The following is a 24639-nucleotide window of genomic DNA, read 5'->3' as shown; positions in this document are numbered from 1 at the left end:
GATGAACGCACAAGAAGCCAATTTCGACGGACTCGTCGGTCCGACCCACAACTATGCCGGGCTGTCGTTCGGCAACGTGGCGTCGCTCAACAACGAGAAATCGGCCGCGAACCCGAAGGCTGCCGCGAAGCAGGGGCTGCGCAAGATGAAGCAACTCGCGGATCTCGGTTTCGCACAAGGCGTGCTGCCGCCGCAGGAGCGGCCGTCGCTGCGCCTGTTGCGCGAGCTCGGCTTCTCCGGCAAGGACGCGGACGTGATCGCGAAGGCTGCCAAGCAGGCGCCCGAACTGCTCGCCGCGGCGAGTTCGGCGTCGGCGATGTGGACCGCGAACGCGGCCACCGTCAGCCCGTCGGCCGACACGAGCGACGGCCGCGTGCACTTCACGCCGGCCAACCTGTGCAGCAAGCTGCATCGCGCGATCGAGCACGACGCGACGCGCCGCACGCTGTCGACGCTGTTCGCCGATCCCGCGCACTTCGCGGTGCACGAGGCGCTGACCGGCACGCCGGCGCTCGGCGACGAGGGTGCGGCGAACCATACGCGCTTTTGCGCCGAATACGGCAAGCCGGGCGTCGAGTTCTTCGTGTACGGCCGTGCGGAGTACCGCCGCGGCCCCGAGCCGAAGCGCTTCCCGGCGCGCCAGACCTTCGAGGCGAGCCGCGCGGTCGCGCATCGCCACGGTCTCGCCGAAACGGCGACGGTCTATGCGCAGCAGGATCCGGACGTGATCGATGCGGGCGTGTTCCACAACGACGTGATCTCGGTCGGCAACCGTGACACGCTGTTCACGCACGAACGCGCGTTCGTCAACAAGCAGGCGATCTACGACACGCTGACGGCCACGCTCGATGCGCGCGGCGCGCGGCTGAACGTGATCGAGGTGCCGGATGCGGCCGTGAGCGTGAACGACGCGGTCACGTCGTACCTGTTCAACAGCCAGCTGCTGTCGCGCGCGGACGGCTCGCAGGTGCTCGTCGTGCCGCAGGAATGCCGCGAGAACGAGAGGGTCGCCGCTTATCTCGACGAGCTCGCGGCCGGCAACGGCCCGATTCGCGACGTGCTCGTGTTCGACCTGCGCGAAAGCATGAAGAACGGCGGCGGCCCCGCGTGCCTGCGCCTGCGCGTGGTGCTGAACGACGCCGAGCGTGCGGCCGTCACGTCGAACGTGTGGATCAACGACACGCTGTTCGCGTCGCTCGACGCGTGGATCGAGAAGCACTACCGCGACCGTCTCGCACCGGAAGACCTCGCGGATCCGACGCTGCTCGACGAGTCGCGCACCGCGCTCGACGAGCTCACGCAGATCCTGCGCGTCGGGTCGCTGTATGACTTCCAGCGCTGAGCCCGGCATGCCGGCCGCCACGCTGCTCGACGACTTCCTCGCGTTCACGCTCGCGGGCGGTGCGCCGGCCGAGACGGACGGCGCATGCGCGGGCGGCGCGGTGCGCTGGCAATGGCTCGGCGACGGGCTGCTCGCACTCGAGCCGTCCGCAGCCGCGGATACGGCGGCGCGCGCGAGCGTGCTCGTGTCGGCCGGTGTGCATGGCGACGAGACCGCGCCGATCGAGCTGCTGTCGATGCTCGTGCGCGATCTTGCAGCGGGCACGCTGCCGCTCGCGTGCCGATTGCTCGTCGTGCTCGGCAACGTGCCGGCGATGCGCGCGGGCGAACGCTATCTCGACGACGACCTGAACCGCCTGTTCAGCGGCCGCCACGCGCACGTGCCGGCGAGCCGCGAAGCGCCGCGCGCGGTGCAGCTCGAAGCGGCGGCCGCCGCGTTCTTCGCGGCCGCGCCGACGGGCACTGCGCGCTGGCACGTCGACATGCACACGGCGATCCGCGCATCGGTATTCGAACAGTTCGCGCTGCTGCCGCACACGGGCACGCCGCCGACGCGCACGATGGTCGAATGGCTCGGCGACGCGCGCATCGCGGCCGTGCTGCTGCATACCGCGAAGGGCAACACGTATTCGCATTTCACGGCCGAGCATTGCGGCGCGCTCGCGTGCACGCTCGAACTCGGCAAGGTGCGGCCGTTCGGCCAGAACGACCTGTCGCGCTTCGCGCCGGCCGATCGTGCGGTGCGCAAGCTGGTGTCCGGTGCGCCGCGCGACGTCGACGCTCCGCTGCCGCGCGTGTTCACCGTGATCGACCAGATCACGAAGCAGAGCGATGCACTGGAACTGTTCGTCGCGGCCGACGTCGCGAACTTCACCGCGTTCGCGCGCGGCACCGTGCTCGCGCAGGACGGCGATTACCGCTACACGGTAACGCACGACGAGGAACGCATCGTGTTCCCGAATCCGACCGTGAAGCCGGGCCTGCGTGCGGGCCTGCTCGTCGTCGACACGACGCGCGACACGCTCGCCGCGCTCGTCTGACCAATGAACGCTTGCGCGCGGCCGTGGCGACCCGCGGCCCGCGCATCGTTGCGCAGCCGCTCTCTTGTTGCGCTGCTGCCCGCATGCCGCGCAGACGGCGCGCGCGCCGCGCCTTGCGTATTTGCGACATCGTCTTGCAAGTTCGACGGACGTCCCGGCGGCCGCCGTGCTCGCAGCGCAACATCGTGGATTGGCGGCCGCTTTGCCATATCGGGCCGCGCGGATTGGTACAATCGCGGCCTTGCGGCTGTTGCGCCGCATCAAGGCGCGGCATCGGGATTGTCGTTGTCATCCGACCCTGCAATGATGCATGCGCCCGTAGTTCCGGAACATTCGAGTATCGAGGAGAACACCTGATGAAGTTGGATTGGCGTAAAGTGGCCGCGCACGCGGTAGTGGCGGCATCGGCCGTGGCGGCAGGCAGCGCGATGGCTGCGGATCTGAAGGAGATCCGGTTCGGCGTCGAGGCCTCGTACGCGCCGTTCGAATACAAGACGCCCGACGGCAAGCTGACCGGCTTCGACATCGACATCGGCAACGCGGTGTGCGCGAAGCTGAAGACGAAGTGCGTGTGGGTCGAGAACGACTTCGACGGCTTGATCCCCGCGCTGCAGGCGCGCAAGTTCGACGCGATCAACTCGGACATGACGATCACCGACCAGCGCAAGCACGCGATCGCGTTCACCGATCCGATCTACACGATCCCGAACCAGCTGATCGCGAAGCAGGGCAGCGGCCTGCAGCCGACCCCGCAGGCGCTGAAGGGCAAGCGCGTCGGCGTGCTGCAGGGCACGATCCAGGAAGCGTACGCGAAGAAGAAGTGGGCGCCGGCAGGCGTCGACGTCGTGCCGTACCAGACGCAGGACCTGGCCTACGCCGACCTGAAGTCGGGCCGTCTCGACGCGACCTTCCAGGATTCGGAAGCGGGCTCGAAGGGCTTCCTGTCGAAGCCGCAAGGCCAGGGCTTCGGCTTCGCCGGCGGCACGGTCAGCGACGCCGAGATCCTCGGCTCGGGCGTCGGCTTCGGCCTGCGCAAGAACGACGCGGCACTGAAGACCGCGCTCGATCAGGCGCTGAAGGAACTGAAGGCCGACGGCACGATCGACAACCTCGCGAAGAAGTACTTCAGCGTGCCGGTGACGCTCAAGTAAGCGTTTCGATCCGTCGTACGATGCAGCCGGCCGCTTTCGCGGCCGGTTTGCTTTTGGGGCGCGCCGTTTGTTGGCGCTGCCGGCGGCCCGCCGGTTGCGTTACGTGGGGAAGAACCGCCCCAGTTCCCGCGCGAGCTCGTTGAGCACGCTCATCTCCTGCTGCGTGATCTTGCGCGCGGGCTGGACGCCGGCCCAGTCGCCGTACAGCAGCGCGACGGGCTTCGTGCCGACGCGCACGGGCAGCAGCACGAAGGCGCGCGTATCTTCCAGCGCATCGAGATACCACGCGGGCAGGCGCTTCACCATCTTCGGCTCCTGCGCGTGCTCGATGAAGATGCCGACCGAGTTGGTGATCGCGAGATGGAAGACGTCCGGCTCGAAGCGCTCGTCGAAGCGCAGCCGGTCGAGCGCGGCATCGACGCCGGGGCCGAAGCCGAGACGCGCGGCGAACGTGCCGTCGTCGCGACGCACGAACATCACGGTGCGCGTGAACGCGAGGCCGGCGAGCAGGCTTTCCGACGCGAGCGCGAGCACCGGCGTCAGCACGTGTTCGGACGGCAGCGCGCGCAGGTCCGCGAGGCCGGCTTCGAGGCAGGCCTCGGGCTCGGCCTGCGCCCGCGCGATCGCATCGGCGTTCGCGCGCAGCTCGACGATCTCCCGCATGACGGTGTCGCTCGCTTCCTCGCTCGCGAGCCGGTCGGCGATCTCGACGAGCGCGTCGGATTCGATCTCCAGCGCCGTGCCGTAATGCTGCGCGAGCGCCGCGATGCGCGCGTCGCGCTGCGGGCTCGCGGGCATCACGAGCGCACTGGCCACGTCGGTCGAGCAGCGGCTCACCGCGCGCAGCCAGCGCACGCGCTCGGGGCTGTCGTCGGCGGATGCGTCCGGGACGCGCCGGCGGTCGTCGTCATCGTCGTCCCCGTCGAGCGGGCCGGCGAGCGCGGCCTGGTCGTCGCCGTCGGCCATCCCGGCGCGAATCACGTCGGGCAGGCGCCAGCTCGCGGCGGCCTCGAGGCCGATCTCGTCGAAGCCGACGCCCAGCACGTCGATGCACGCCGCCTCTTCGTCGCCGTTCAGTTCGGCGGCGCGGCGGCGGATCCGATCCCATTCGCTGTCGAGATAGCAGACCACCAGGAGCTTGCCGACCTGGCGCATCAGCGTGCAGACGACGGCTTCCTCGCCGCCGCGCAACTCCGCATGCTCGGTCAGCTTGCGCGCGACGCAACCGGACAGCAAGGTGCGGTTCAGCTCGAGTTTCGCGTCGATGCGGCGCGGCGTGCTGTGGTGGAAATGGTCGACGAGCTTCAGCCCGACGACGAGATGGCCGACCGTGTCCATGCCGAGCACCATCAGTGCTCGCGTGACGGTCGTGATGTTGCCGCCGAATGCCATGTACATCGCGGAATTCGCGAGTCGCAGCACCTTCTGCGTGAGCGCGAAGTCCGACAGCACGACGCGCACGAGCGCAGTGAAGTCGAGGTCGTCGTTCTTCATCGCGGCCATCGTCGCGCGCAGCGATTCCGACAGCAGCGGGAAGTCGCCCCGTTCGTTCATCCGGGCCCACAGCTTGTCGAGCAGCGCCGAGCGGGGCAGGTGTTCGGTGATTGACATACGGATTTGTCCGGTTCGCCGCGTGCGTCAGGCGGCGTGCAGGCGTAGTTGCTGCGCCTCGAAGCGCCGTGCGAGCTCTTCGGACGGCAGCGCCTGGCAGACGAGCCAGCCCTGGATATGGTTGCAGCCCATCTCGGTCAGCAGTTCGCGCTGTGCCTCGGTCTCGACGCCTTCGGCGACGAGTTCGAGATCGAGCGTCTGCGCGAGGCCGACCACCGCCGACACGATCGCGCGATCGTTGCGCGACGTCAGCAGGTTCTCGACGAAGCTGCGGTCGATCTTCAGCTTCGCGAGCGGGAAGCGCTGCAGGTACGCGAGGCTCGAATAGCCGGTGCCGAAATCGTCGATCGCGAAGCGGATGCCGAGATCGGTCAGCTCCTCGAGCAGCCCCTTCGCCTGCGCGGGATCGTGCATCAGCAGGCTTTCGGTGATCTCCAGCACGATGCGGCGCGGGTCGATGCCGGTGAGCGCGATCGCCTCGCGCACGCTGTGCGTGAAGCGCGGGTCGCGGAACTGCTGCGGCGACACGTTGACCGCCACATACTGCAGCGCGAGCCCCTGGCGGTCCCACGCGACGAGCTGCATGCACGCGGCCTTGAGCACCCAGTTGCCGAGATAGTTGATCAGGCCGATCGATTCGGCGAGCGGAATGAAGGTCGCCGGCGGCACGAGGCCGTGCACCGGATGGCGCCAGCGGATCAGCGCCTCGACGCCGTCCACCGCGCCCGACTGGCTGCGCGTGATCGGCTGGAAGTGGAGCGAGAACTCGCCGTTGCGCACGCCGTCGTACAGGTCGGCCTCGAGCTTGAGCCGCTCGGCATCGGCCGGATCGTCGACCGGCGCATGAAACGCGAGCGCATTGCCGCCCGATGCCTTCGCCTGCGCGAGCGCATGGTCGGCGCGGCGCAGCAGCGGGCTGTGGTGCTGCGCGCGATGCGGCGCTGCGCGTTCGTCGGGATACAGCGCGATGCCGATGCTCGCGGACAGGTGCACGGTCTGCCCCTGGTACACGTACGGTTCGCGCACCGACGCCTGCAGCCGGCGCGCGAGCGCGTCCGCGGCGTCGCTTGCGCGTGCGCGGTTCGGCGCGGTGAACACGACCGCGAACTTGTCGCTGGCGACACGCGCGAGCTGTTCGCCGGGCGTGACGAGCGCCTGCAGCCGCTGCGCGGTTTCGCGCAGCAGCGCGTCGCCGGCGTCGTAGCCGAGTGCGCGGTTGATACGCTGGTAGTCGTCGAGATCGAGCAGCAGCAGCGCCGCGCAGGTGCCGGCCTCGTCGGCGGCCTGCTGCGCGCGCATCAGCGCGGGCACGAGCGCGGACAGGTTGCCGAGCCCTGTCATCTGATCGTGGTGCATTTCGTACGTCAGGCGCGCCTCGAGTGCGCGCCATGCCGACACGTCGAACGCGGCGATCGCGAAGCCGTCGACGCCGTGGTGGCGGCTCTTGTACGCGCGAACCTCGACGTCGAGCGGGTAGGTGAGCGACTTGACGATGCACATCGTCGCCTTCTCGACCTGGCCGGAACGCGCGGCGCGCGCAAGCAAGCCTTCGAGCACCGCGGTATCCTGTTCCGCGATCAGGTCGCGCAGCGTCAGCGTGTGCAGGTAGTCGCGGTGATAGCCGATGAAGCGCAGGCTTGCGTCGGAGACGTACAGAAAACGCAGCTCGCGGTCGACATGGGCGAGGAAATCCACCGTGCCGACCGTCTGCTCCAGCCAGTTGCGCACGGTATCGTCGCGGCGCGGCGCGCCGGCGCGCGCAGGCATCAGCGCGCCGCCCGACCAGGCGAAGCGGCGCAGCGTATGCAAGGCGTTGCGCCAGGAGCCCTTGCGTGGCGTCTGTTTCCTGTTGGCTTCCATGTGTCTCGCTGACGTGAAGGGCTGGAACCGGTTGTCCGGAAGGAATAACGGCAGGCTGCGCGGAATCTTTAACCGGCCGGCCGGCCGCGGCTGGCGCTACCGCCGGACCGGGTCGTGCAGGCCGGCGTTCGACCGTCGAACGCCGGCGTGGCCTACATCGAGGCTGACTTTATAAGAAATGAGGACGCAGATGAAGCGAAAACTGTTGGTGGGCGCCGCGGCGGCGCTGCTGGTGGCCGGTCATGCGCTCGTGGCGCAGGCGGAACTGAAGCCGGGCGACACGGCGCCCGGCTTTACGACGCAGGCGTCGCTGGGCGGCAAGACTTACACGTACTCGCTCGCCGATGCGCTGAAGCATGGGCCGGTCGTGTTGTATTTCTACCCGGCCGCGTTCACGAAGGGCTGCACGATCGAGGCGCATGCGTTCGCGGATGCGGTCGATCATTACAAGGCTTACGGCGCGACGGTGATCGGCGTATCCGCAGACAACATCGACACGCTGTCCAAGTTCTCGGTGAGCGAGTGCCGCAGCAAGTTCCCGGTCGCGGCCGACCCGGACGCGAAGATCATCCGCGAATACGACGCGAAGCTGCCCGCGCTCGATCGCGCGAACCGCGTGTCCTACGTGATTTCGCCGGAAGGGAAGGTGCTGTACGAATACACGAGCCTGTCGCCCGACAAGCACGTCGAGAACACGCTCGGCGTGGTCAAGGCGTGGGCCGACGCGCACCCGAAGCAATAAGCGCACGGCAAGGCGGCCCGCAGCGCGGGCCGCCGGCAGCAGGAAACGCGCGGCAGCGCGGGGCGCGTTACGCGCGCAACGCCTGCTCGATCGGCACGCCGCCGCCGACGAAGCCGACGACCTTGCGCGTGATGCCAAGCTTGATCGCTTCGATCGCGGCCCATGCGACGTCCTGGCGCGACACGGGCGGCGCCGCGTCGAGCGGCTCCTCGGTCAGCGCGATCTTGCCGACGCCCGGGCCGTCCGCGAGCGGGCCGGGGCGCAGGATCACGTAGTCGATGCCCGACGCGATCACGCGTTCGTCTCCTTCGTGTTTCATCTGTGAATAGTGGCGCAGCGCGTCGCTGGTGCGCTCCGGCCAGTACGCGGTCAGCGAACTGATCACGACCAGCTTCTGCACGTTGTAGGCGAGCGCATGCTCGGCCGCGCGCGCGACCGCGTCGCGGTCGATCTGCTCCTCTTCGGCGGCGCCTTCCGACTCTGCCGAGCCGGCCGCGTAGATCACATGCGTGATGCCCTGGAACGCGTGCGAGAAATCGCCCGTCAGATCGGCCTCGACGACCTTCGCGCCGGGCAGCGCATAGCCGTGCCGGCGCACCAGCGCAGTCACCTCGAATTCCGGCTGCTTGAGCAGCAGATCCGCGCAGGCCTGGCCCGTGCGGCCGGTCGCGCCAATCAGCAGTACCTTCGTCGTCATGAAACCGCTCCTTGCTCGATGCGTCATCCTTCCAGATAGGGACGGACGACTGATACTCAAGTGTATGTCGAATTGGGCAGGCGGCGCGCAGGTAATGAGGGCCGTAGCGCACAAGGCTTGCCGGCGCGGCCGCGCGCGGGGCCCCGTCGGCGCCGCGTCGCGCACGCCGATTGCGGAATCGACCCGCCGACCGGCTATCATGTGCGCGATGCATTTTTCGCCGCTACGCAATACAACGCGGCGACCAACCGGTTGGAGTACACATGGCATTACCCCTGGACAACGTCAGCATGGCCGTGTTCTGCGACTTCGAGAACGTCGCGCTCGGCGTGCGCGACGCGAAGTACGAGAAGTTCGACATCAAGCCCGTGCTGGAGCGGCTGCTGCTGAAGGGCAGCATCGTCGTGAAGAAGGCGTACTGCGACTGGGAGCGCTACAAGGGCTTCAAGGCGTCGATGCACGAGGCGAGCTTCGAGCTGATCGAGATCCCGCACGTGCGCCAGTCGGGCAAGAACTCGGCCGACATCCGGCTCGTCGTGGATGCGCTCGACCTCTGCTACACGAAGTCGCACGTCGACACGTTCGTGATCATCAGCGGCGACTCGGATTTTTCGCCGCTCGTGTCGAAGTTGCGCGAGAACGCGAAGAAGGTGATCGGAGTCGGCGTGAAGAAGTCGACGTCGGACCTGCTGGTCGCGAACTGTGACGAATTCATTTTCTACGACGATCTGGTGCGCGAGCAGCAGCGCGCGCTGGCGAAGCGCGAACAGCAGCGCACCGGCAACGGCGGCGCGAAGCGGCCCGACGAGCCGTCGCGCAAGCCCGAGATCGAAGCGCGCCGGACCGAGGCGATCGCACTCGCGGTCGAGACCTTCGACGCGCTGGCGTCCGAGCGCGACGACGTCGGCAAGATCTGGGCGTCGGTGCTCAAGAGCGCGATCAAGCGCCGCAAGCCGGACTTCAACGAGTCGTATTACGGCTTCCGGGCGTTCGGCAACCTGCTCGACGAAGCGCAGGCGCGCGGCCTGCTCGAAGTGGGGCGCGACGACAAGTCGGGCGCGTTCGTATCGCGGCCGCGCCAGTCGGCCGCGGCCGAGCCTGTCGCCGCGGCGCGCGACATGGGTGCCGCGCCGCACGGCCATGGCGCGCGGCACGCGGAGCCGGCGCCGGCCAAGCGTGCGGCGCGGCGGCGCGGGCAGCGGGCCGAAGCGGCCGTGCATGAAAGCGTGCAGGACGAGGTGGAAGAGGCGACCGTCGCCGACGTCATCAGCGAAGCGGCGATCGTGCCGGCCGAAGTGACGGAAGCGGTGGAAGCGGCCGAAGCGACCGGTACGCACGGCGACGCGAAGGACGGCCGCAAGCGCGCCCGCAAGAGCGCGGCGAAGAAGACCGGTGCGAAGAAGGGTGGCGACGCGAAGGCCGCCGGCCGTCACGCAGCCGCGAAGCCGGACGAGGCGGCGCATGGCGGCGCGAAGCATGGCGCCGACAAGCATGCGGACGGCAAGCATGCGGACGGCAAGCATGCCGAAGCGGCGCATCGCGATGCGGAGCACGGTGAGGATCGGCACGTCGCGGCGCAGCACGCGGTGCCGACGGCCGGCGAGTACGGCGCTTCGGTGCCTGCCGCGCAGCCGTCGCATGAAGCTGCGCCGGCCGAACTGGCTGGTGAATCGGCCGGTGAATCTGCCGCTGAAGCAGTGGCCGCCGCAAAGCCGAAGAAGCCGGCCCGCAAGACGGCCACCCGCGCGCGTCGTCCGCGCAAGACGGCGGCGGCCGCCGAATAACGGTCGTACGGCCGCCCGGTCGCCCGGTCGCCCGGCGGGGCGGTGTCCGACCCAGGGCGCCGCCCGCGCCGCAAACCCGGCCAGCGCCATGCCGGCCGATGCACTCCCTTACCCGTTCAGCACGTACGGCCGCGTCATCACTTCGAGGAAGTGACCGTCCGGGTCGTCGAAATACACGCCGCGCCCGCCGTTGTGGCGGTAAATGTCGCCGGGCTGCCGTTTCGCCGGATCGGCCCAGTGGGGCAGCCCGCGCTCGCGAATGCGCGCGAACACGCGATCGAAGCCGGCTTCATCGGTCAGGAACGCGTAGTGCTGGGCTGTGATCTCTCCCTCCTTTTCGTAGAAATCGAGCGACACGCCGTTGTCGAGCTGGACCACCAGCATCGCGCCGAACGGCGTCGGCGCGGGCAGTTCCAGAAGTTCGGTGAGGAAGCGGCTCGACGCGCGCTTGTCGTGGCACCAGACGATCGTATGGTTCAGCTGGACGTTCATGGCGTGCCTCCGGGACGGGGCGCGAGGGTGGGCATGGACACACGATAGCCGATCGCGGCCGGCGTGCAAGCCGGAGCCGCGGCGAACCCGGCCGCAACGGCGGCGGCAGGCGCGCGGCCAGGCGCGAATCGTCGGCTGAAACGATCTGGACGATCGGCTATTTTTCGGGGGCAAAGGTCGTTGGCGCGGCTGCTTGCGCCGCCAGGAATCTCTGTCAACCATGGCCGTCATCCACCGGATGACGAACCGACGATGCGCAACAGGGAGACAGCCGATGCGCTTTATGCTGAACGGGCAGCCGTTCGATGTCGACGGCGATCCCGATACGCCGCTTCGGTGGGGCATTCGCGACTCGGCCCGGCTGACCGGCACCCAATACGGCTGGGGTATCGGCGCGTGCGGCGCCTGCGCCGTGCATCTCGTCGGCAAGGCCGCGCGCGGTGGCAGCAGGTGCCCGTGATGATCGACGACGCGGTGCAGCGCTTGTCGGACACGCGGCCGACGCAATCGACCGGCGCTGACTATCGCTGAGCGTCGGGTGACGCCGGAGGGGGGCGCCGGAGCGGGACGCCAACGCAGGCCGCGCACGGCGATCGACGCGTTGCGCCGCGACCTTCCCGCGGCGCCGGCCATACACGGAGCGGGGCGGCATGCCCGTTCGTCCCGTGTACGGCCGCTTGCCGTTACCGGCTTACTCGCCGGCCACTGCCGGCCCGCCCGAACTGCCGCGGCGGTTGCGGCGCTTCTCGCTCCACACGCGCAGCCGGTCCATGTACAGATAGACGACCGGCGTCGTATAGAGCGTCAGCACCTGCGACACGACCAGGCCGCCGGCGATCGCGATCCCGAGCGGCGCGCGCAGCTCGGCGCCGTCGCCATGGCCGAACGCGAGCGGCAGCGCGCCGAGCAGTGCCGCCATCGTCGTCATCATGATCGGCCGGAAGCGCAGCAGGCACGCCTCGTGGATCGCATCGAACGACGACTTGTGGGCGTTGCGCGTCTGGTCGATCGCGAAGTCGACCATCATGATCGCGTTCTTCTTCACGATACCGATCAGCAGGATCACGCCGATCAGCGCGATGATGCTGAACTCGGTCTTGAACAGCAGCAGCGCGAGCAGCGCGCCGACGCCGGCCGACGGCAGCGTCGACAGGATCGTGATCGGGTGGATGTAGCTCTCGTACAGGATCCCGAGCACGATGTAGACGGCCAGCAGCGCCGCGAGGATCAGGATCGGCTGGTCGTTCGTCGACTGCTGGAACGCTTGCGCGGTGCCCTGGAAGCTGCCGACGATCGTCGGCGGCACGCCCACTTGCGCCATCGTCTGGTAGATCACCTGGGTCGCTTCCGACAGCGATACGCCCGGCGGCAGGTTGAACGAGATGGTCGTCGCGACGAACAGCCCCTGGTGGCTGACCGACAGCGGCGTCGTGCTCGGGCCGAAGGTCGCGATCGCCGACAGCGGGATCATCGTCGACTTCGACGTCGACACCGCCGCACCCGACGACGCGCTCGACTTGCCGCTCGACGCGATCGAGTTGAGCGCCTGGTTGCGTGCGGAATCGGACGCGATCGCCGCGGCACTGGTGGTGCCCGTGCCGGCGCTCGACGTGCGGGCCGACGTCGCGACGAAGGTGCCGGCGGCCGCGTTGGTCGTCTGCGAGCCGTTCGCGCTGCCGCCCGACGTGCTGATCCACACTTCGTTCAGCATCTGCGGGCTCTGCCAGTATTTCGGCGCGACTTCCATCACGACGTGGTACTGGTTCAGCGGGTTGTAGATCGTCGAGACCTGGCGCTGGCCGAATGCGTCGTACAGCGTGTTGTCGATCTGCGACGGCTTGATGCCGAGCCGCGCGGCGGTCGCGCGGTCGATCGTCACCATCGCTTCGAGGCCGCCTTGCTGCTGATCGGAGTTCACGTCGGTCAGCTCGGGACGCTTTTGCAGCGCCTCGGTCAGCAGCGGCCCCCACTTGAACAGCTCGGCGCTCGAATCGCCGAGCAGCGTGAACTGGTACTGCGCGTTGCTCTGCCGGCCGCCGACACGGATGTCCTGCGCGGCCTGCAGGAACGTGCGTGCACCCGAGACCTCCGACAGCGGCTTGCGCAGCTGCTGGATCACCTGGTCGGCCGACAGCTTGCGCTCGGTGCGGTCCTTCAGCGTGACGAACATGAAGCCCGAGTTGGTCTGCGTGCCGCCGGTGAAGCCCGCGACGCTCTTCACGTTCGGGTTGGCCTGCACGATCCGCATCATCTCGGAGAACTTCAGCTTCATCGCCTGGAACGAGGTCGACTGGTCGGCCTGGATGCCGCCGATCATCAGCCCGGTGTCCTGCTGCGGGAAGAAGCCCTTCGGCACGACGATATACAGGTAGACGTTCAGCCCGATCGTCGCGAACAGGGTCAGCAGGATCAGCAGCGGCCGGCGCAGCGCCCACGACAGCGAGCGCTCGTAGCCGCGCTGCATCCGCGTGAAGAAGTGCTCGAGGAAGCGGCCGAGGCGACCTTCCTCCTGCACGTCGTGCGACTCGCGCAGCAGCCGTGCGCACATCATCGGCGTGACGGTGAGCGACACCGCGAGCGACACGCCAATCGCGAGCGACAGCGTCAGCGCGAACTCGCGGAACAGGCGGCCGACGATACCGCCCATCAGCAGGATCGGCAGGAACACCGCGACCAGCGAAATGCTCATCGACAGCACCGTGAAGCCGACCTCGCGCGCACCGTCGAATGCGGCCTGCAGCCGCGGCTTGCCGTTCTCGATGTGACGCGTGATGTTCTCGAGCACGACGATCGCATCGTCGACGACGAAGCCGGTCGCGACGATCAGCGCCATCAGCGACAGGTTGTCGATCGAGAAGCCGAGCAGGTACATCGCGCCGAACGTGCCGATGATCGAGATCGGCACCGCGACGCTCGGGATCAGCGTCGCGCGCCAGTTGCGCAGGAACAGGAACACGACCATCACGACCAGGCTGACCGCGATCAGCAGCGTGTGCTCGGTGTCCTTCAGCGACGCGCGGATCGTGGTCGAGCGGTCGAGCACCGGCGTGACCGTGATGTCGGCCGGCAGCGACGCGGTCAGTTGCGGCAGCGCCGCGCGCACGCGGTCGATCGTCTCGATGATGTTCGCGCCGGGGGAGCGGTACAGGATCACGAGCACCGCGCGCTTGCCGTTCGACAAGCCGAGGTTGCGCAGGTCCTCGACGCCGTCGACGACCTCCGACAGGTCGGACAGCCGCACGGCCGCGCCGTTGCGGTAGGCGACGACCAGGTCGCTGTATTGCGACGCCTGCGAGGCCTGGTCGTTCGTATAGAGCTGGTAGTGCTTCGGGCCGAACTCGATCGCGCCCTTCGGGCTGTTCGCGTTCGCGGACGCGAGCGCGGCCCGCACGTCCTCGAGGCCGATCCCGTAGTGGAACAGCGCATGCGGTTCGAGCTCGACGCGCACGGCCGGGTTTGCGGAGCCGCTCACCGACACCTGGCCGATGCCGTCGATCTGCGACAGCGACTGCTGCAGCACCGTCGACGCGGCGTCGTACAGCTTCGCGGGCGACGAGGTCTCCGACGTAAGCGACACGATCATGATCGGCGAGTCGGCCGGGTTGACCTTGCGGTACGTCGGGTTGCTCTTCAGCGACGCGGGCAGGTCGGCGCGCGCCGCGTTGATCGCGGCCTGCACGTCGCGCGCGGCGCCGTCGATGTCGCGGTTCAGCCCGAACTGCAGGATGATCCGCGCGTTGCCGACGGTGCTCGTCGACGTCATCTCGCTGACGTTCGCGATCGAGCCCAGGTGCCGCTCGAGCGGGCTCGTCACGCTGGTCGCGACGGTCTCGGGGCTCGCGCCGGGCAGCGATGCCTGCACCGAGATGGTCGGGAAGTCGACCTGCGGCAGCGGCGACACCGGCAGCTTGATGAACGCGAACAGGCCCGCGAGCGCGACGCCGAGCGCGAGCAGCGTCGTCGCGACGGGGCGGTTGATGAAGGGGCGCGACAGGTTCATCGCTTACGCACCCGTATGCTTGCCGGCGTCGGGGCCGTGCCGTTCGAACCAGCCGCGCACGCGGCGCGCGAGCCCGTCGAAGCCGAGGTAGATCACCGGCGTCGTGAACAGCGTCAGCACCTGCGACACGATCAGGCCGCCCGCGATCGCGATCCCGAGCGGCTGGCGCAGCTCGGAGCCCGCGCCGGCGCCGACCATCAGCGGCACCGCGCCGAGCAGCGCGGCGAGCGTCGTCATCAGGATCGGCCGGAAGCGCAGCAGGCACGCCTGGTAGATCGCCTCGCGCGGCGGCTTGCCTTCGACGCGCTCGGCCTCGAGCGCGAAGTCGATCATCATGATCGCGTTCTTCTTCACGATGCCGATCAGCAGCACGATGCCGATGATCCCGATGATGTCGAGGTCGTGCCCGGTGATCATCAGCGCGAGCAGCGCGCCGACGCCGGCCGACGGCAGCGTCGACAGGATCGTGATCGGGTGGATGTAGCTCTCGTACAGCACGCCGAGCACGATGTACATCGTGACGACCGCCGCGAGGATCAGGAACAGCTGGTTCGACAGCGAGGCCTGGAACGCGAGCGCCGCACCCTGGAAGCGCGTCTGGAACGACGTCGGCAGCCCGATGTCCTTCTCGGCCGCATCGATCGCCTTCACCGCTTCGCCGAGCGACGCGCCCGGCGCGAGGTTGAACGAGATCGTCGTCGACGGGAACTGCGACAGGTGCGCGACGAGCAGCGGCGACGGCCGCTCGTGGAACGACGCGATCGACGACAGCGGCACCTGGCCGCCGCCCGCGGACGGCAGGTAGATGTCGTTCAGCGATTCGGCGTAATGCTGCTCCTTCGGCTCCGACTCGAGAATCACGCGGTACTGGTTCGACTGCGTGAAGATGGTCGATACGATGCGCTGGCCGAACGCGTCGTACAGCGCGTTGTCGACGGTCGCCGGCGTGATGCCGAAGCGCGCGGCGCTCGCGCGGTCGATCGCGATGTAGACCGACTGGCCGTTGCTCTGCAGGTCGGTCGCGACGTCGGCGAGCGACGGCTCCTGCTGCAGCCGCGTGACGAGCTTCGGCACCCAGGTCGCGAACTCGTCCGGGTTCGGGCTCGTCAGCATGAACTGGTACTGCGTCGGGCTCACGGTCGAGTCGATTGTCAGGTCCTGCACCGACTGCATGAACAGCGAGATGCCGGTGACGTGCGCGACGCGCTGCTGCAGGTCGCGGATGATCTGCGCGGCCGTCTCGGAGCGGTCGTCGCGCGCCTTCAGGTTGATCAGCATCCGGCCGCTGTTCAGCGTGATGTTGCTGCCGTCGACGCCGATGAACGACGTCAGGCTCTCGACGTTCGGGTCCTTCAGGATCTCGGTCGCGAGCGCCTGCTGGCGTTCGGCCATTGCGCCGTAGGAGATCGACTGCGGCGCCTGCGTGATCGCCTGGATCACGCCGGTATCCTGCGCGGGGAAGAAGCCCTTCGGCACGTAGACGTAGAGCAGGGCGGTCAGCGCGAGCGTCAGCAGCGCGACGACGAGCGTCGAGCGCTGGCGGTTCAGCACCCACTCGAGCGCGACCCCGTAGCGCGCGATCACCCAGTCGATCGCGCGGTGCACGCGCGCCTCGAAGCGGTGGCTCTCGGGCGGCGGCGAATGGCGCAGCAGCTTCGCGCACATCATCGGCACGAGCGTGAGCGATACGACCGCCGAGATCACGATCGTCACCGCGAGCGTGATCGCGAATTCGTGGAACAGCCGGCCGACCACGTCGCCCATGAACAGCAGCGGGATCAGCACCGCGATCAGCGACACCGTCAGCGAGATGATCGTGAAGCCGATCTGCTTCGAACCTTTCAGCGCGGCCTCGAGCCCGGTATCGCCTTCCTCGACGTAGCGCGCGATGTTCTCGATCATCACGATCGCATCGTCGACGACGAAGCCGGTCGCGATGGTGAGCGCCATCAGCGACAGGTTGTTCAGCGAGAAGCCGGCCATGTACATCACCGCGAGCGTGCCGATCAGCGACAGCGGCACCGACAGGCTCGGGATGATGGTCGCGTAGATGTTCGCGAGGAACAGGTACATCACGAGCACGACCAGCCCGACCGCGAGCAGCAGCTCGAACTGCACGTCGCGCACGGCCGCGCGGATCATCGTCGTGCGGTCGGTGACGATCTGCACGTCGAGCGCGGCGGGCAGCGTTTCCTGCAGCTTCGGCAACTGCGCCTTGATCGCGTCGACGGTCTGGATCACGTTCGCGCCCGGCTGGCGCTGCACGTTCAGGATGATCGCGGGCTCCGCGTTGACCCACGCGCCGAGCTTGGTGTTCTCCGAGCCGGCGACGACCTTCGCGACGTCGGTCAGCATCACCGGGCGGCCGCTCTTGTAGGCGACGACCGCGGAGTTGTACTGGTCGGCGCTCGTCAGCTGGTCGTTCGCGTTGATCGTGTACGCGCGCGTCGGGCCGTCGAAGTTGCCCTTCGGCGTGTTCACGTTCAGGTTCGAGATGGTCGTGCGCAGGTCGTCGAGGTTCATCCCGTACTGCGCGAGCGCGGTCGGGTTCGCCTGGATCCGCACGGCCGGCCGGTTGCCGCCCGACAGGCTGACGAGGCCGACGCCCGCGATCTGCGAGATCTTCATCGCGAGGCGCGTGTCGGCCAGGTCCTGCACCTGCGTGAGCGGCAGGGTCTTCGACGTGATGGCGAGCGTCAGCACCGGCGCGTCGGCCGGGTTGACCTTCGCGTAGATCGGCGGGGCCGGGAGGTCGGACGGCAGCAGGTTGCCGGCCGCGTTGATCGCGGCCTGCACTTCCTGTTCGGCGATGTCGAGCGGCAGGTCGAGCGAGAACTGCAGCGTGATCACCGATGCGCCGGCCGAGCTTTGCGACGACATCTGGTTCAGCGACGGCATCTGGCCGAACTGCCGTTCGAGCGGCGCGGTGACCGACGACGTCATCACCTCCGGGCTCGCGCCCGGATAGAAGGTCTGGACCTGGATCGTCGGGTAGTCGACTTCGGGCAGCGCGGCGAGCGGCAGGAAGCGCAGCGCGACGAGGCCGGCCAGCATGATCGCCGCCATCAGGAGGGCGGTGCCGACCGGCCGGAGAATGAAGAGGCGGGATGGATTCATCGAGCGGCCCGCGCGTTACTGGGCCGCGGGGGCCGCTGTCTGCGACGCGCCGTGCTTGTGGCCGCCGCGGTGGGCGGTCGCACCCGATGCGCCCGCGGCCGATGCCGTCGCAGCGGCGCCGTGCGCGCCCGACGCGCCTTTCGGCTTGTCGGCCGGGATCGAGATCGTCGAGCCTTCACGGAGCCGGTCGGAGCCGTCGGTGACCACGCGTTCGCCGACGGCGACGCCGCTGACGATGCTCGTGCGCTCGCCGTCGACCGGGCCGATCGTGACCTTGCGCACCGTCACCGTGTTGTCCGGCTTCACGATGTACACGAACTGGCCGATCGAGCCGGTCAGCACGGCGGGCGTCGGCACGATCGTCGCATTGCGCATCACGTCGACGAGCAGCCGCGTGTTCACGAACTGATTCGGAAACAGCAGGCCTTCCTGGTTGGCGAACGTCGCGCGCAGCTTGACCGTGCCCGTGCTCGTGTCGATCTGGTTGTCGAGCGTTTCGAGCGAACCCGTCTCGAGCGGCACCGTGTTGTTGCGGTTGTACGCGGTGACCGACAGTTTCTGGCCCGCGTTCACTTGCTTGAGGATCTGCGGCAGGTTGTCTTCCGACGTCGTGAAGATCACGCTCATCGGCTGGAGTTGCGTGATCACGACGATCCCGCCCGAATCGCCCGCCGTCACGTAGTTGCCGGGGTCGACCTGGCGCAGGCCGACGCGGCCCGACACCGGCGCCGTGATGCGCGCGTACGTGAGGTTCAGCTTCGCGGAATCGATCGCCGCCTGGTCGGTCTTCACCGTTCCTTCGTATTGCTTGACGAGCGACGTCTGGGTGTCGACCGTCTGCGACGCGATCGAGTCTTGCGCGAGCAGCGTCTGGTAGCGCTTCAAGTCGATGCGGGCGGTCGCGAGCAGCGCCTCGTCACGCGCGTGCGTGCCTTCGGCATTCTCGAGCGCCACCTGGTACGGCCGCGGGTCGATCTGCGCGAGCAGGTCGCCTTTCTTGACGATCTGGCCTTCCTGCGTGACGATCGCGACGACCTCGCCGTCGATCGGCGCGACGATGCGTGTATAGCCGACGTTGGCCTGCGCGGTCTCGATCTGGATGCGCGCAGAGCGGATCTGCGCGGCGAGCGACGCGAGTGCCGCTCGCTGTACGTCGAGCGCCGCACGTGCTGCCTCGAAGGCTTCGCGCGACGTCGCATCGTCGGGCAGCATCGCCTGCTGGCGACGGAATGCGAGTTCGGCCTGAGTGAGCTGCGCGGCGGTCGATTGTTGCTGCGCGCGCAGACTTTCCTCGCTGGCGCGCGCCTGGCGCAGTGCATTCTCGGAAATCACGGGATCGATTTCGGCGAGCCATTGGCCCTTGACGACCTTGTCGCCGAGCTTTGCCTTCAGCGTTTTCAACTGCCCCGACACCTGCGCACCAACGTCGACCTGCTTGAACGCCTGCAGCGCACCAGTCGCGAGTACTGCGTTTTCGAGATCGTTGCGCGTGACGTGTGCAGTCAGGTACTGCGGATGCTTGTTTGGCGCGAATATCGTTAGGGCTACGACGGTGGCGATGACGACGACCGCGAGCGTCCCGATCGCCAGCGTGCGGCGCGGGCGCCGCGCGGCGGGCGAGGCAGGGTCCTTCGAAGGGGGCGTGGGCTTTTGTTGGTTGTCCATCGTGTTCTGTCAGGAAGACGGCGCGGCGTGCCGGAAAACAGGCGGGGCGCGGCGCGTGGGCATACGGTGCCGGGCGGGCCGGCTCGGTCCGGGCCCTCCCGGTTCGCGCGGGAAAAGAGCGGTGCGCACCGCGAATGCGGCGCGACGATGGGCATGATCCTACGTCCCGTCCCCGTTACAGTCCAGTGCGCTATCTTTCAACGGGTTACGGTCGTTACAGAACGCGACGGGACGATGACGGAGCGATTACATGACGCTGCGCCGGGCCGGCGCGCCGCCGATCTCTCGGGTGATTTTCGCGATGCATTCGCGCAGCGCGGGCACCACGTGTTCGTGCAGCCATTCGGGCGGGCACTGGCTGGACGCGCCGCCGCAGTTCACCGAATAGCGCTGGCCCGACGGACCGACGAAACCGGCCGCGACCGCGTTCAGTCCTTCGCGCCATTCGCCGATCGCCATCGCGTGGCCTGCGCGTATCGCTTCGTCGAGCGCCGGGTTCAGGCGCGCCGACACATGCGGCCAGTCGTCGCCGGCCGTCGCGCGCAGCGCATCGAGCAGCGTGCGGCGTTCGTCGTCCTCGAGCGCCGCGAGATACGCGCGGCCGACCGCCGTGCGCGCGATGTCCATCCGCGAGCCGATCTCGAGACGCGTGACGAGCACGGCCGAACGCGGCCGGATCACATCGATCGCGACCATGTCGAGCCGGTCGCGCACCGCGAGGTGCACCGACAGCGACGTGCGCTCGGCGAGTTCGATCATGAACGGCCGCGAGCGTGCGCGGATGTCGAAGTTGCGCAGGAAGCCGTGGCTCAGTTCCAGCACCGACGCGGTCAGCACGAAGCGCTCGCTGTCGGGTAGCTGGAACAGGAAGCCGGCGCTGACGAGCGTCGCCGTGATGCGCGACACGGTCGGCTTCGGGATGCCCGTCAGTTCGGTCAGTTCGCGGTTGCTGACCGGGGCGTCGGCGGCCGCGATGCGGCGCAGCACGGCGAGGCCGCGCGCGAGCGCGGTGATCTCGTCGGGCGACGATTCGCGGTCTCGGGGCGCGGGAGGCGTTACAGGTGTCGACACGAGGGATTCTCTCTATTTCCGAAACTCGATTTCAATTTTGTTGGTATTGTAGGATGATTGTCAAAAGATGCATGTTCCATGGGTGAATCGTTCATCGGATGAGATTTTACGGGTTCACCCTTGGTTTATTAGGAAAACGCTCAAATGAGCATTGCCGGAAACTGCAGGAACCGGTGCAAATACCGCTTGACTTGTCGGGCGGAAACGGAAAGAATGTCTCACGTTTTCGAAACATCGTTTCAAGAGTTTAACCGGCAACGGTGTTTCGCGCAGTCTCTCAGGTTCTAGCACGGCCCTCGGAATGGCTAGAACTTTTTTAGCGCCACGGTCTCCGTGGCGCTTTTTTTTGTCCGTTATCCGGTGACCGCCTGGTTTGCCGCGATCGAAAGTCCTCCGCTCCGGTGCCCCGGGGCCGGCACTGCCTGCCGCTTCCGGCACGATCCATCGCCCCGCCCGCGATTTTAATTAATTTCGACTATCGGGAAAATTCCGGCAATACGTCGTCGGTTCGCGCGCGATGTGCATCGGACCCATCCGGTGCGCCGGCGGGGCGTCTCGGGCATCGCACGTCCGTCCGTACCGAGCCTGTCGCCCCCCACGTGCCGGAGCCCCCCTACGCAAAAGTAGGGGGGTGACCCATCCCGGCCAGGCGCGCACATCTGCAGAATCCAGATACGGGTCGATCCGAAGATGTCGTCGGCCCGCGTCCGCAGCACAGCATGACGTCCAGTGCGTATCGCTGGTTGACCCCTTGGATGGAGGTCATATGTTCAGTACCCGCGCGTGTTGCAGCAGTGTGGCGGCACTGTTGCTCCTGATGTGCGCCGTTCCCTCGTTCGCCCAGTCGTTCCGCGTCCAGTGCCCGTCCACCACGCCGTCCCATCCGACCGCGCTGGCGCCCGGGGTTGGCGAACCCGCCTACACGAAGCCGAGCTACACCGGCCAGAATTCCACGTCGACCGGCACCGTGAACGGCGCGATCAAGTGCCAGCAGATTTCGGGCGGCGACGGCTACGCCACGATGGCCAACGGCGTGCAGACCTACCTGTTCGCGTTCGGCCCGCTGTCCGGGCTCGCGGACATCAAGGCCGGGCTGCCCGGCACCGAGCTCGCGTCGGTGTTCAACACCGTCGGCGATCCCAGGACGGACGTGCACTACAACGGCGCGGTCGGCCTCGCGCCCGATCCGGATGCCGGCGGCGCGCTGACCGGCCACGTCGATCCCCGCCCGATCATGGACATCGGCGTGATGAACGGCAACGAGCCCGCGCCGCTGATGGCGATCGACGAGGACGACGAGTTCTTCCTCACGCTCACGAACGTCGGGATGATCATGCGTCCGGACCTGTTCGAGAAGCATACGGTGCACTTCCACGGCTATCCGAACGCGTCGTCGTTCTATGACGGCGTGCCGGATGCGTCCGTCGCGATCAATATCGGCGCGAGCTTCACGTACTACTATCTCGCGCCGGATGCGGGCACCTATTTCTGGCACTGCCACATCACGCCGCCGGAGCACCTGCAGATGGGCATGGTCGGCCAGGTCTACGTACGGCCGCGCCAGGACCGGGTGCCGAAGGGCGTGTCGCTGTACGAGGCGCTGGTGACGCAGCAGTCGGACCTGCGCACGCGCTGCGGCAACGACATTCTGTGCACGACGCCGCTGCCGCCGCAGAACAACGGCCTCGTGCGCGCGGCCAACCCCAACATTCCGGCGACCACACCGGAAACGCTGTCGCTCTACGCGTACAACGACGGCGACGGCTCGACCGCGTACGACGTCGAGTATCCGATCCAGATCCACGGGTTCGATCCGAACTTCCACTTCGTCGGCATGACGTTCAATCCGGAGCCGTTCACCGACATGAAGGACAAGTTCTTCCTGCTGAACGGCCGCAGCTATCCGGACACGGTGACCGACGGGGCGATGTCGACACCCGCATCGGACAGCTCGATGCATCCGTCGCAACCGCTGTCGACGCTGATCAACATTCCGGCCGGCGGCCGGGCGCTGTTGCGGATCTCGGATCTCGACGTGACCGAATACCAGACGCTGGCGTCGCTCGGCATCCCGATGCACGTGATCGCGATCAATGCCCGCATGCTGCGCGACATGGCCGGCAACAACCTGGCCTACGACACGAACTCGATCACGCTCGGGGGCGGCGAATCGCTCGACCTGATTCTCGACGCCAGCGACAAGACGAAATACCACTCGGGCCAGATTTTCTATCTGTACACGCCGAACCTCGATCACCTGTCGAACGATCAGGAGAACTTCGGCGGCCTGATGACCGAGGTCCACATCTGCAGCGCGGTTGATCCGATTACGAAGCATTGCACCCTTTGAAGACCGGGGCCCGCCCGCGCCATCGGGCGGGCCCGGCCGGGAAGTCCTGCCCTAGGAGAAAAGCCGTGGGACACATCACTCATCATGCGTGGACCGCGACGCTCGCCCGTCTCGGACGGCTCGCGCGCGTCGGCGTCGCGACGCTCGCCGCGTTGCTGTCGATGCACGCGCTAGCCGCCGCACCGGGCATCACCGGCAAGGTCTTCAATCTCACCGCCGAGGAGGCGCGCATCACGCAGCCCGACGGCTCGAGCGTCTACTCGTGGGGTTACGGCTGCGCGACGACCAGCGCGACGGCGCCCGTATTCTCGCCGGCGGCGATCGCCGGCGCGACCTGTCCGACGATGCAGATCCCCGGCCCGACGCTGATCGTCAGGCAGGGCGACACCATCACCGTGACGCTCACCAACAACCTGCCGGTGGCGGCCGGCAACACGTCGATCCTGTTTCCCGGCTTCGTCGTGTGCACCGGGACGCTGAGCCCGGACGGCAAGACCTGCACCGGCACCTCCGGCGTGTCCGGACTGCTGGCGCAGGAGGCGCCGCACGGCACGACGGTCACCTACACGTTCGTCGCGTCGACGCCGGGCACGCATACGTACTACAGCGGCACGCAGGGCGACCTGCAGATCGAGATGGGGATGTACGGCGCGATCATCGTGCTGCCGAACACGTCGGTCAACACGGCGGGCTGCATGGCGTTCCCGGACACCGGCAGGCCGTTCGGCCAGCACGATTTCCGCAACGCGGCGGCGGCGTTTGATAACAGCGCAGCCTGCTATGACCGTGAGTATCTCTTTCAGTTGTCCGAAATGGATCCGCGCATCCATCAGCAGGCGGAACAGCAGGTCGCGGCGAATGCATCGTGCCTGAAGCAGGCCGGCTGCATGACCGTCGAGACCGAGCCTTATCACCCGGCCTATTTCATGGTCAATGGCCGTTCGATGCCGGACGACATGGATCCGAACTACGCGCCGCAGTATCCGCACCAGCCGTACAACGGCAACCCGCACATGCATCCGGGCGAACTGGTGCTGCTGCGGATCGTCGGCACGGGCCGCTGGCAGCATCCGTTCCACGAGCACGGCAATCACGTGCGCGTGCTGGCGCGCGACGGCAACCTGCTGCTCAGCGCGGTTGACCCGGCTCACCAGGGGAACCCGCGGCTGCCGGCCGGCCCGCTGCTGTTCACGACCACCACGACGCCGGGCCTGACGATGGACGGGATCTTCTACTGGACCGGCAAGGGCCTGAACTGGGACGTCTACGGGCATTACCCGGGCGACGGCTCCGTGTGTGTCCCGGACGCGAACGGCTACTACACGACCGCGTCGAATCCGCCGGCCCCGCGCAACGCGCCGAACTACTACGAGTGGTGCCAGGACCACGGCAAGGCGCTCGAGAAGGCGCCGTTCGGCAAGGTCGGCAGCGGCGGGCCGGTCACGCTGCCGGACTCGAACATCCTGACCAACGGCTTCTGGTATGGCGGCAGTCCGTATCTCGGGCCGGACGCGACCACGCGCGCCACGTCTCCGACCGGGACGTCGCCGCCCAGCAACACGAACCTGAACCCGGCGGCGACGGAAGCGGGCTTCGCATTCATGTGGCACTCGCATAACGAACGCGAGATCACGACGAACAACATCTTTCCCGGCGGATTGATGATGATGATGCTCGTCGATCCTCCGGTGTTTGTGATCGACGAATCCAATTAGGGG

Annotated in this window: 15 protein-coding genes and 1 pseudogene; 8 read left to right on the top strand and 8 right to left on the bottom strand. The window is 67.7% G+C overall.

Annotation, left to right across the window (positions count from 1 at the left end; all coding sequences use genetic code 11):
- The first annotated feature begins 1 nt into the window (after nt 1).
- The 3 genes from astB to GEM_RS11580 all read left to right on the top strand — a co-directional run bounded on the left by astB (nt 2) and on the right by GEM_RS11580 (nt 3532).
- Nucleotides 2-1342, top strand: coding sequence for an N-succinylarginine dihydrolase (astB, locus tag GEM_RS11590; RefSeq protein WP_014897597.1), 1341 nt, complete (start codon nt 2-4; stop codon nt 1340-1342).
- 7 nt (nt 1343-1349) lie between these two features.
- A complete protein-coding gene (gene astE / locus GEM_RS11585; RefSeq protein WP_014897596.1) occupies nt 1350-2381 on the top strand; it encodes a succinylglutamate desuccinylase in 1032 nt (343 codons plus the stop codon).
- 356 nt (nt 2382-2737) lie between these two features.
- On the top strand, nt 2738-3532 hold the full coding sequence (locus GEM_RS11580; RefSeq protein ID WP_014897595.1) for an ABC transporter substrate-binding protein: 795 nt from the start codon (nt 2738-2740) through the stop codon (nt 3530-3532).
- A gap of 99 nt (nt 3533-3631) precedes the next feature.
- Here the strand turns inward: GEM_RS11580 and GEM_RS11575 are convergent, their stop codons facing one another.
- Both GEM_RS11575 and cdpA read right to left on the bottom strand, forming a co-directional pair.
- On the bottom strand, nt 3632-5143 hold the full coding sequence (locus GEM_RS11575; RefSeq protein ID WP_014897594.1) for an HDOD domain-containing protein: 1512 nt from the start codon (nt 5141-5143) through the stop codon (nt 3632-3634).
- Nucleotides 5144-5170: 27 nt separating this feature from the next.
- Nucleotides 5171-6910: a cyclic di-GMP phosphodiesterase CdpA gene (cdpA, locus tag GEM_RS11570; protein ID WP_194293628.1), complete on the bottom strand. Its 1740-nt coding sequence runs from the start codon at nt 6908-6910 to the stop codon at nt 5171-5173.
- A gap of 283 nt (nt 6911-7193) precedes the next feature.
- Here cdpA and GEM_RS11565 point away from each other — a divergent pair, with 283 nt between their 5' ends.
- Nucleotides 7194-7745, top strand: coding sequence for a peroxiredoxin (locus tag GEM_RS11565; RefSeq protein WP_014897592.1), 552 nt, complete (start codon nt 7194-7196; stop codon nt 7743-7745).
- Between the two features lie 67 nt (nt 7746-7812).
- Here the strand turns inward: GEM_RS11565 and GEM_RS11560 are convergent, their stop codons facing one another.
- Entirely contained in the window at nt 7813-8442 is a 630-nt protein-coding gene (locus GEM_RS11560; protein ID WP_014897591.1) for an NAD(P)H-binding protein, read from the bottom strand.
- Between the two features lie 263 nt (nt 8443-8705).
- On the opposite strand from GEM_RS11560, the gene GEM_RS11555 reads away from it, so the two are divergent.
- Nucleotides 8706-10226: an NYN domain-containing protein gene (locus GEM_RS11555; protein WP_014897590.1), complete on the top strand. Its 1521-nt coding sequence runs from the start codon at nt 8706-8708 to the stop codon at nt 10224-10226.
- Between the two features lie 108 nt (nt 10227-10334).
- Here GEM_RS11555 and GEM_RS32445 read toward each other — a convergent pair whose 3' ends face one another.
- The gene (locus GEM_RS32445) at nt 10335-10718 is read right to left on the bottom strand and encodes a VOC family protein (RefSeq protein ID WP_014897589.1); all 384 of its coding nucleotides are present in this window, start codon (nt 10716-10718) and stop codon (nt 10335-10337) included.
- 220 nt (nt 10719-10938) lie between these two features.
- On the opposite strand from GEM_RS32445, the gene GEM_RS29860 reads away from it, so the two are divergent.
- Nucleotides 10939-11178, top strand: coding sequence for a hypothetical protein (locus GEM_RS29860; RefSeq protein ID WP_272148347.1), 240 nt, complete (start codon nt 10939-10941; stop codon nt 11176-11178).
- Nucleotides 11179-11409: 231 nt separating this feature from the next.
- Here GEM_RS29860 and GEM_RS11540 read toward each other — a convergent pair whose 3' ends face one another.
- The 4 genes and pseudogenes from GEM_RS11540 to GEM_RS11525 all read right to left on the bottom strand — a co-directional run bounded on the left by GEM_RS11540 (nt 11410) and on the right by GEM_RS11525 (nt 20571).
- Nucleotides 11410-14718 (bottom strand): efflux RND transporter permease subunit, encoded by a 3309-nt coding sequence (locus GEM_RS11540; RefSeq protein ID WP_014897587.1) that lies wholly within the window; start codon nt 14716-14718, stop codon nt 11410-11412.
- A 3-nt stretch (nt 14719-14721) separates the two neighbouring features.
- Entirely contained in the window at nt 14722-17835 is a 3114-nt protein-coding gene (locus tag GEM_RS11535) for an MdtB/MuxB family multidrug efflux RND transporter permease subunit (protein WP_014897586.1), read from the bottom strand.
- A gap of 15 nt (nt 17836-17850) precedes the next feature.
- A pseudogene (locus tag GEM_RS31825) lies at nt 17851-19257 on the bottom strand (efflux RND transporter periplasmic adaptor subunit); the annotation flags it as partial.
- Between the two features lie 489 nt (nt 19258-19746).
- The gene (locus GEM_RS11525; protein WP_014897584.1) at nt 19747-20571 is read right to left on the bottom strand and encodes an IclR family transcriptional regulator; all 825 of its coding nucleotides are present in this window, start codon (nt 20569-20571) and stop codon (nt 19747-19749) included.
- 766 nt (nt 20572-21337) lie between these two features.
- On the opposite strand from GEM_RS11525, the gene GEM_RS11520 reads away from it, so the two are divergent.
- Together GEM_RS11520 and GEM_RS11515 are read left to right on the top strand one after the other, a co-directional pair.
- Entirely contained in the window at nt 21338-22921 is a 1584-nt protein-coding gene (locus GEM_RS11520) for a multicopper oxidase domain-containing protein (RefSeq protein ID WP_014897583.1), read from the top strand.
- 65 nt (nt 22922-22986) lie between these two features.
- The gene (locus GEM_RS11515) at nt 22987-24636 is read left to right on the top strand and encodes a multicopper oxidase domain-containing protein (RefSeq protein WP_014897582.1); all 1650 of its coding nucleotides are present in this window, start codon (nt 22987-22989) and stop codon (nt 24634-24636) included.
- The last annotated feature ends 3 nt before the right edge of the window (nt 24637-24639 follow it).

It is taken from the genome of Burkholderia cepacia GG4 (genome assembly GCF_000292915.1).
GTDB lineage: Bacteria > Pseudomonadota > Gammaproteobacteria > Burkholderiales > Burkholderiaceae > Burkholderia > Burkholderia cepacia_D.
The sequence above is the reverse complement of the archived record's forward strand: the minus strand, read 5'-3'. Positions and strand labels throughout refer to the sequence as shown.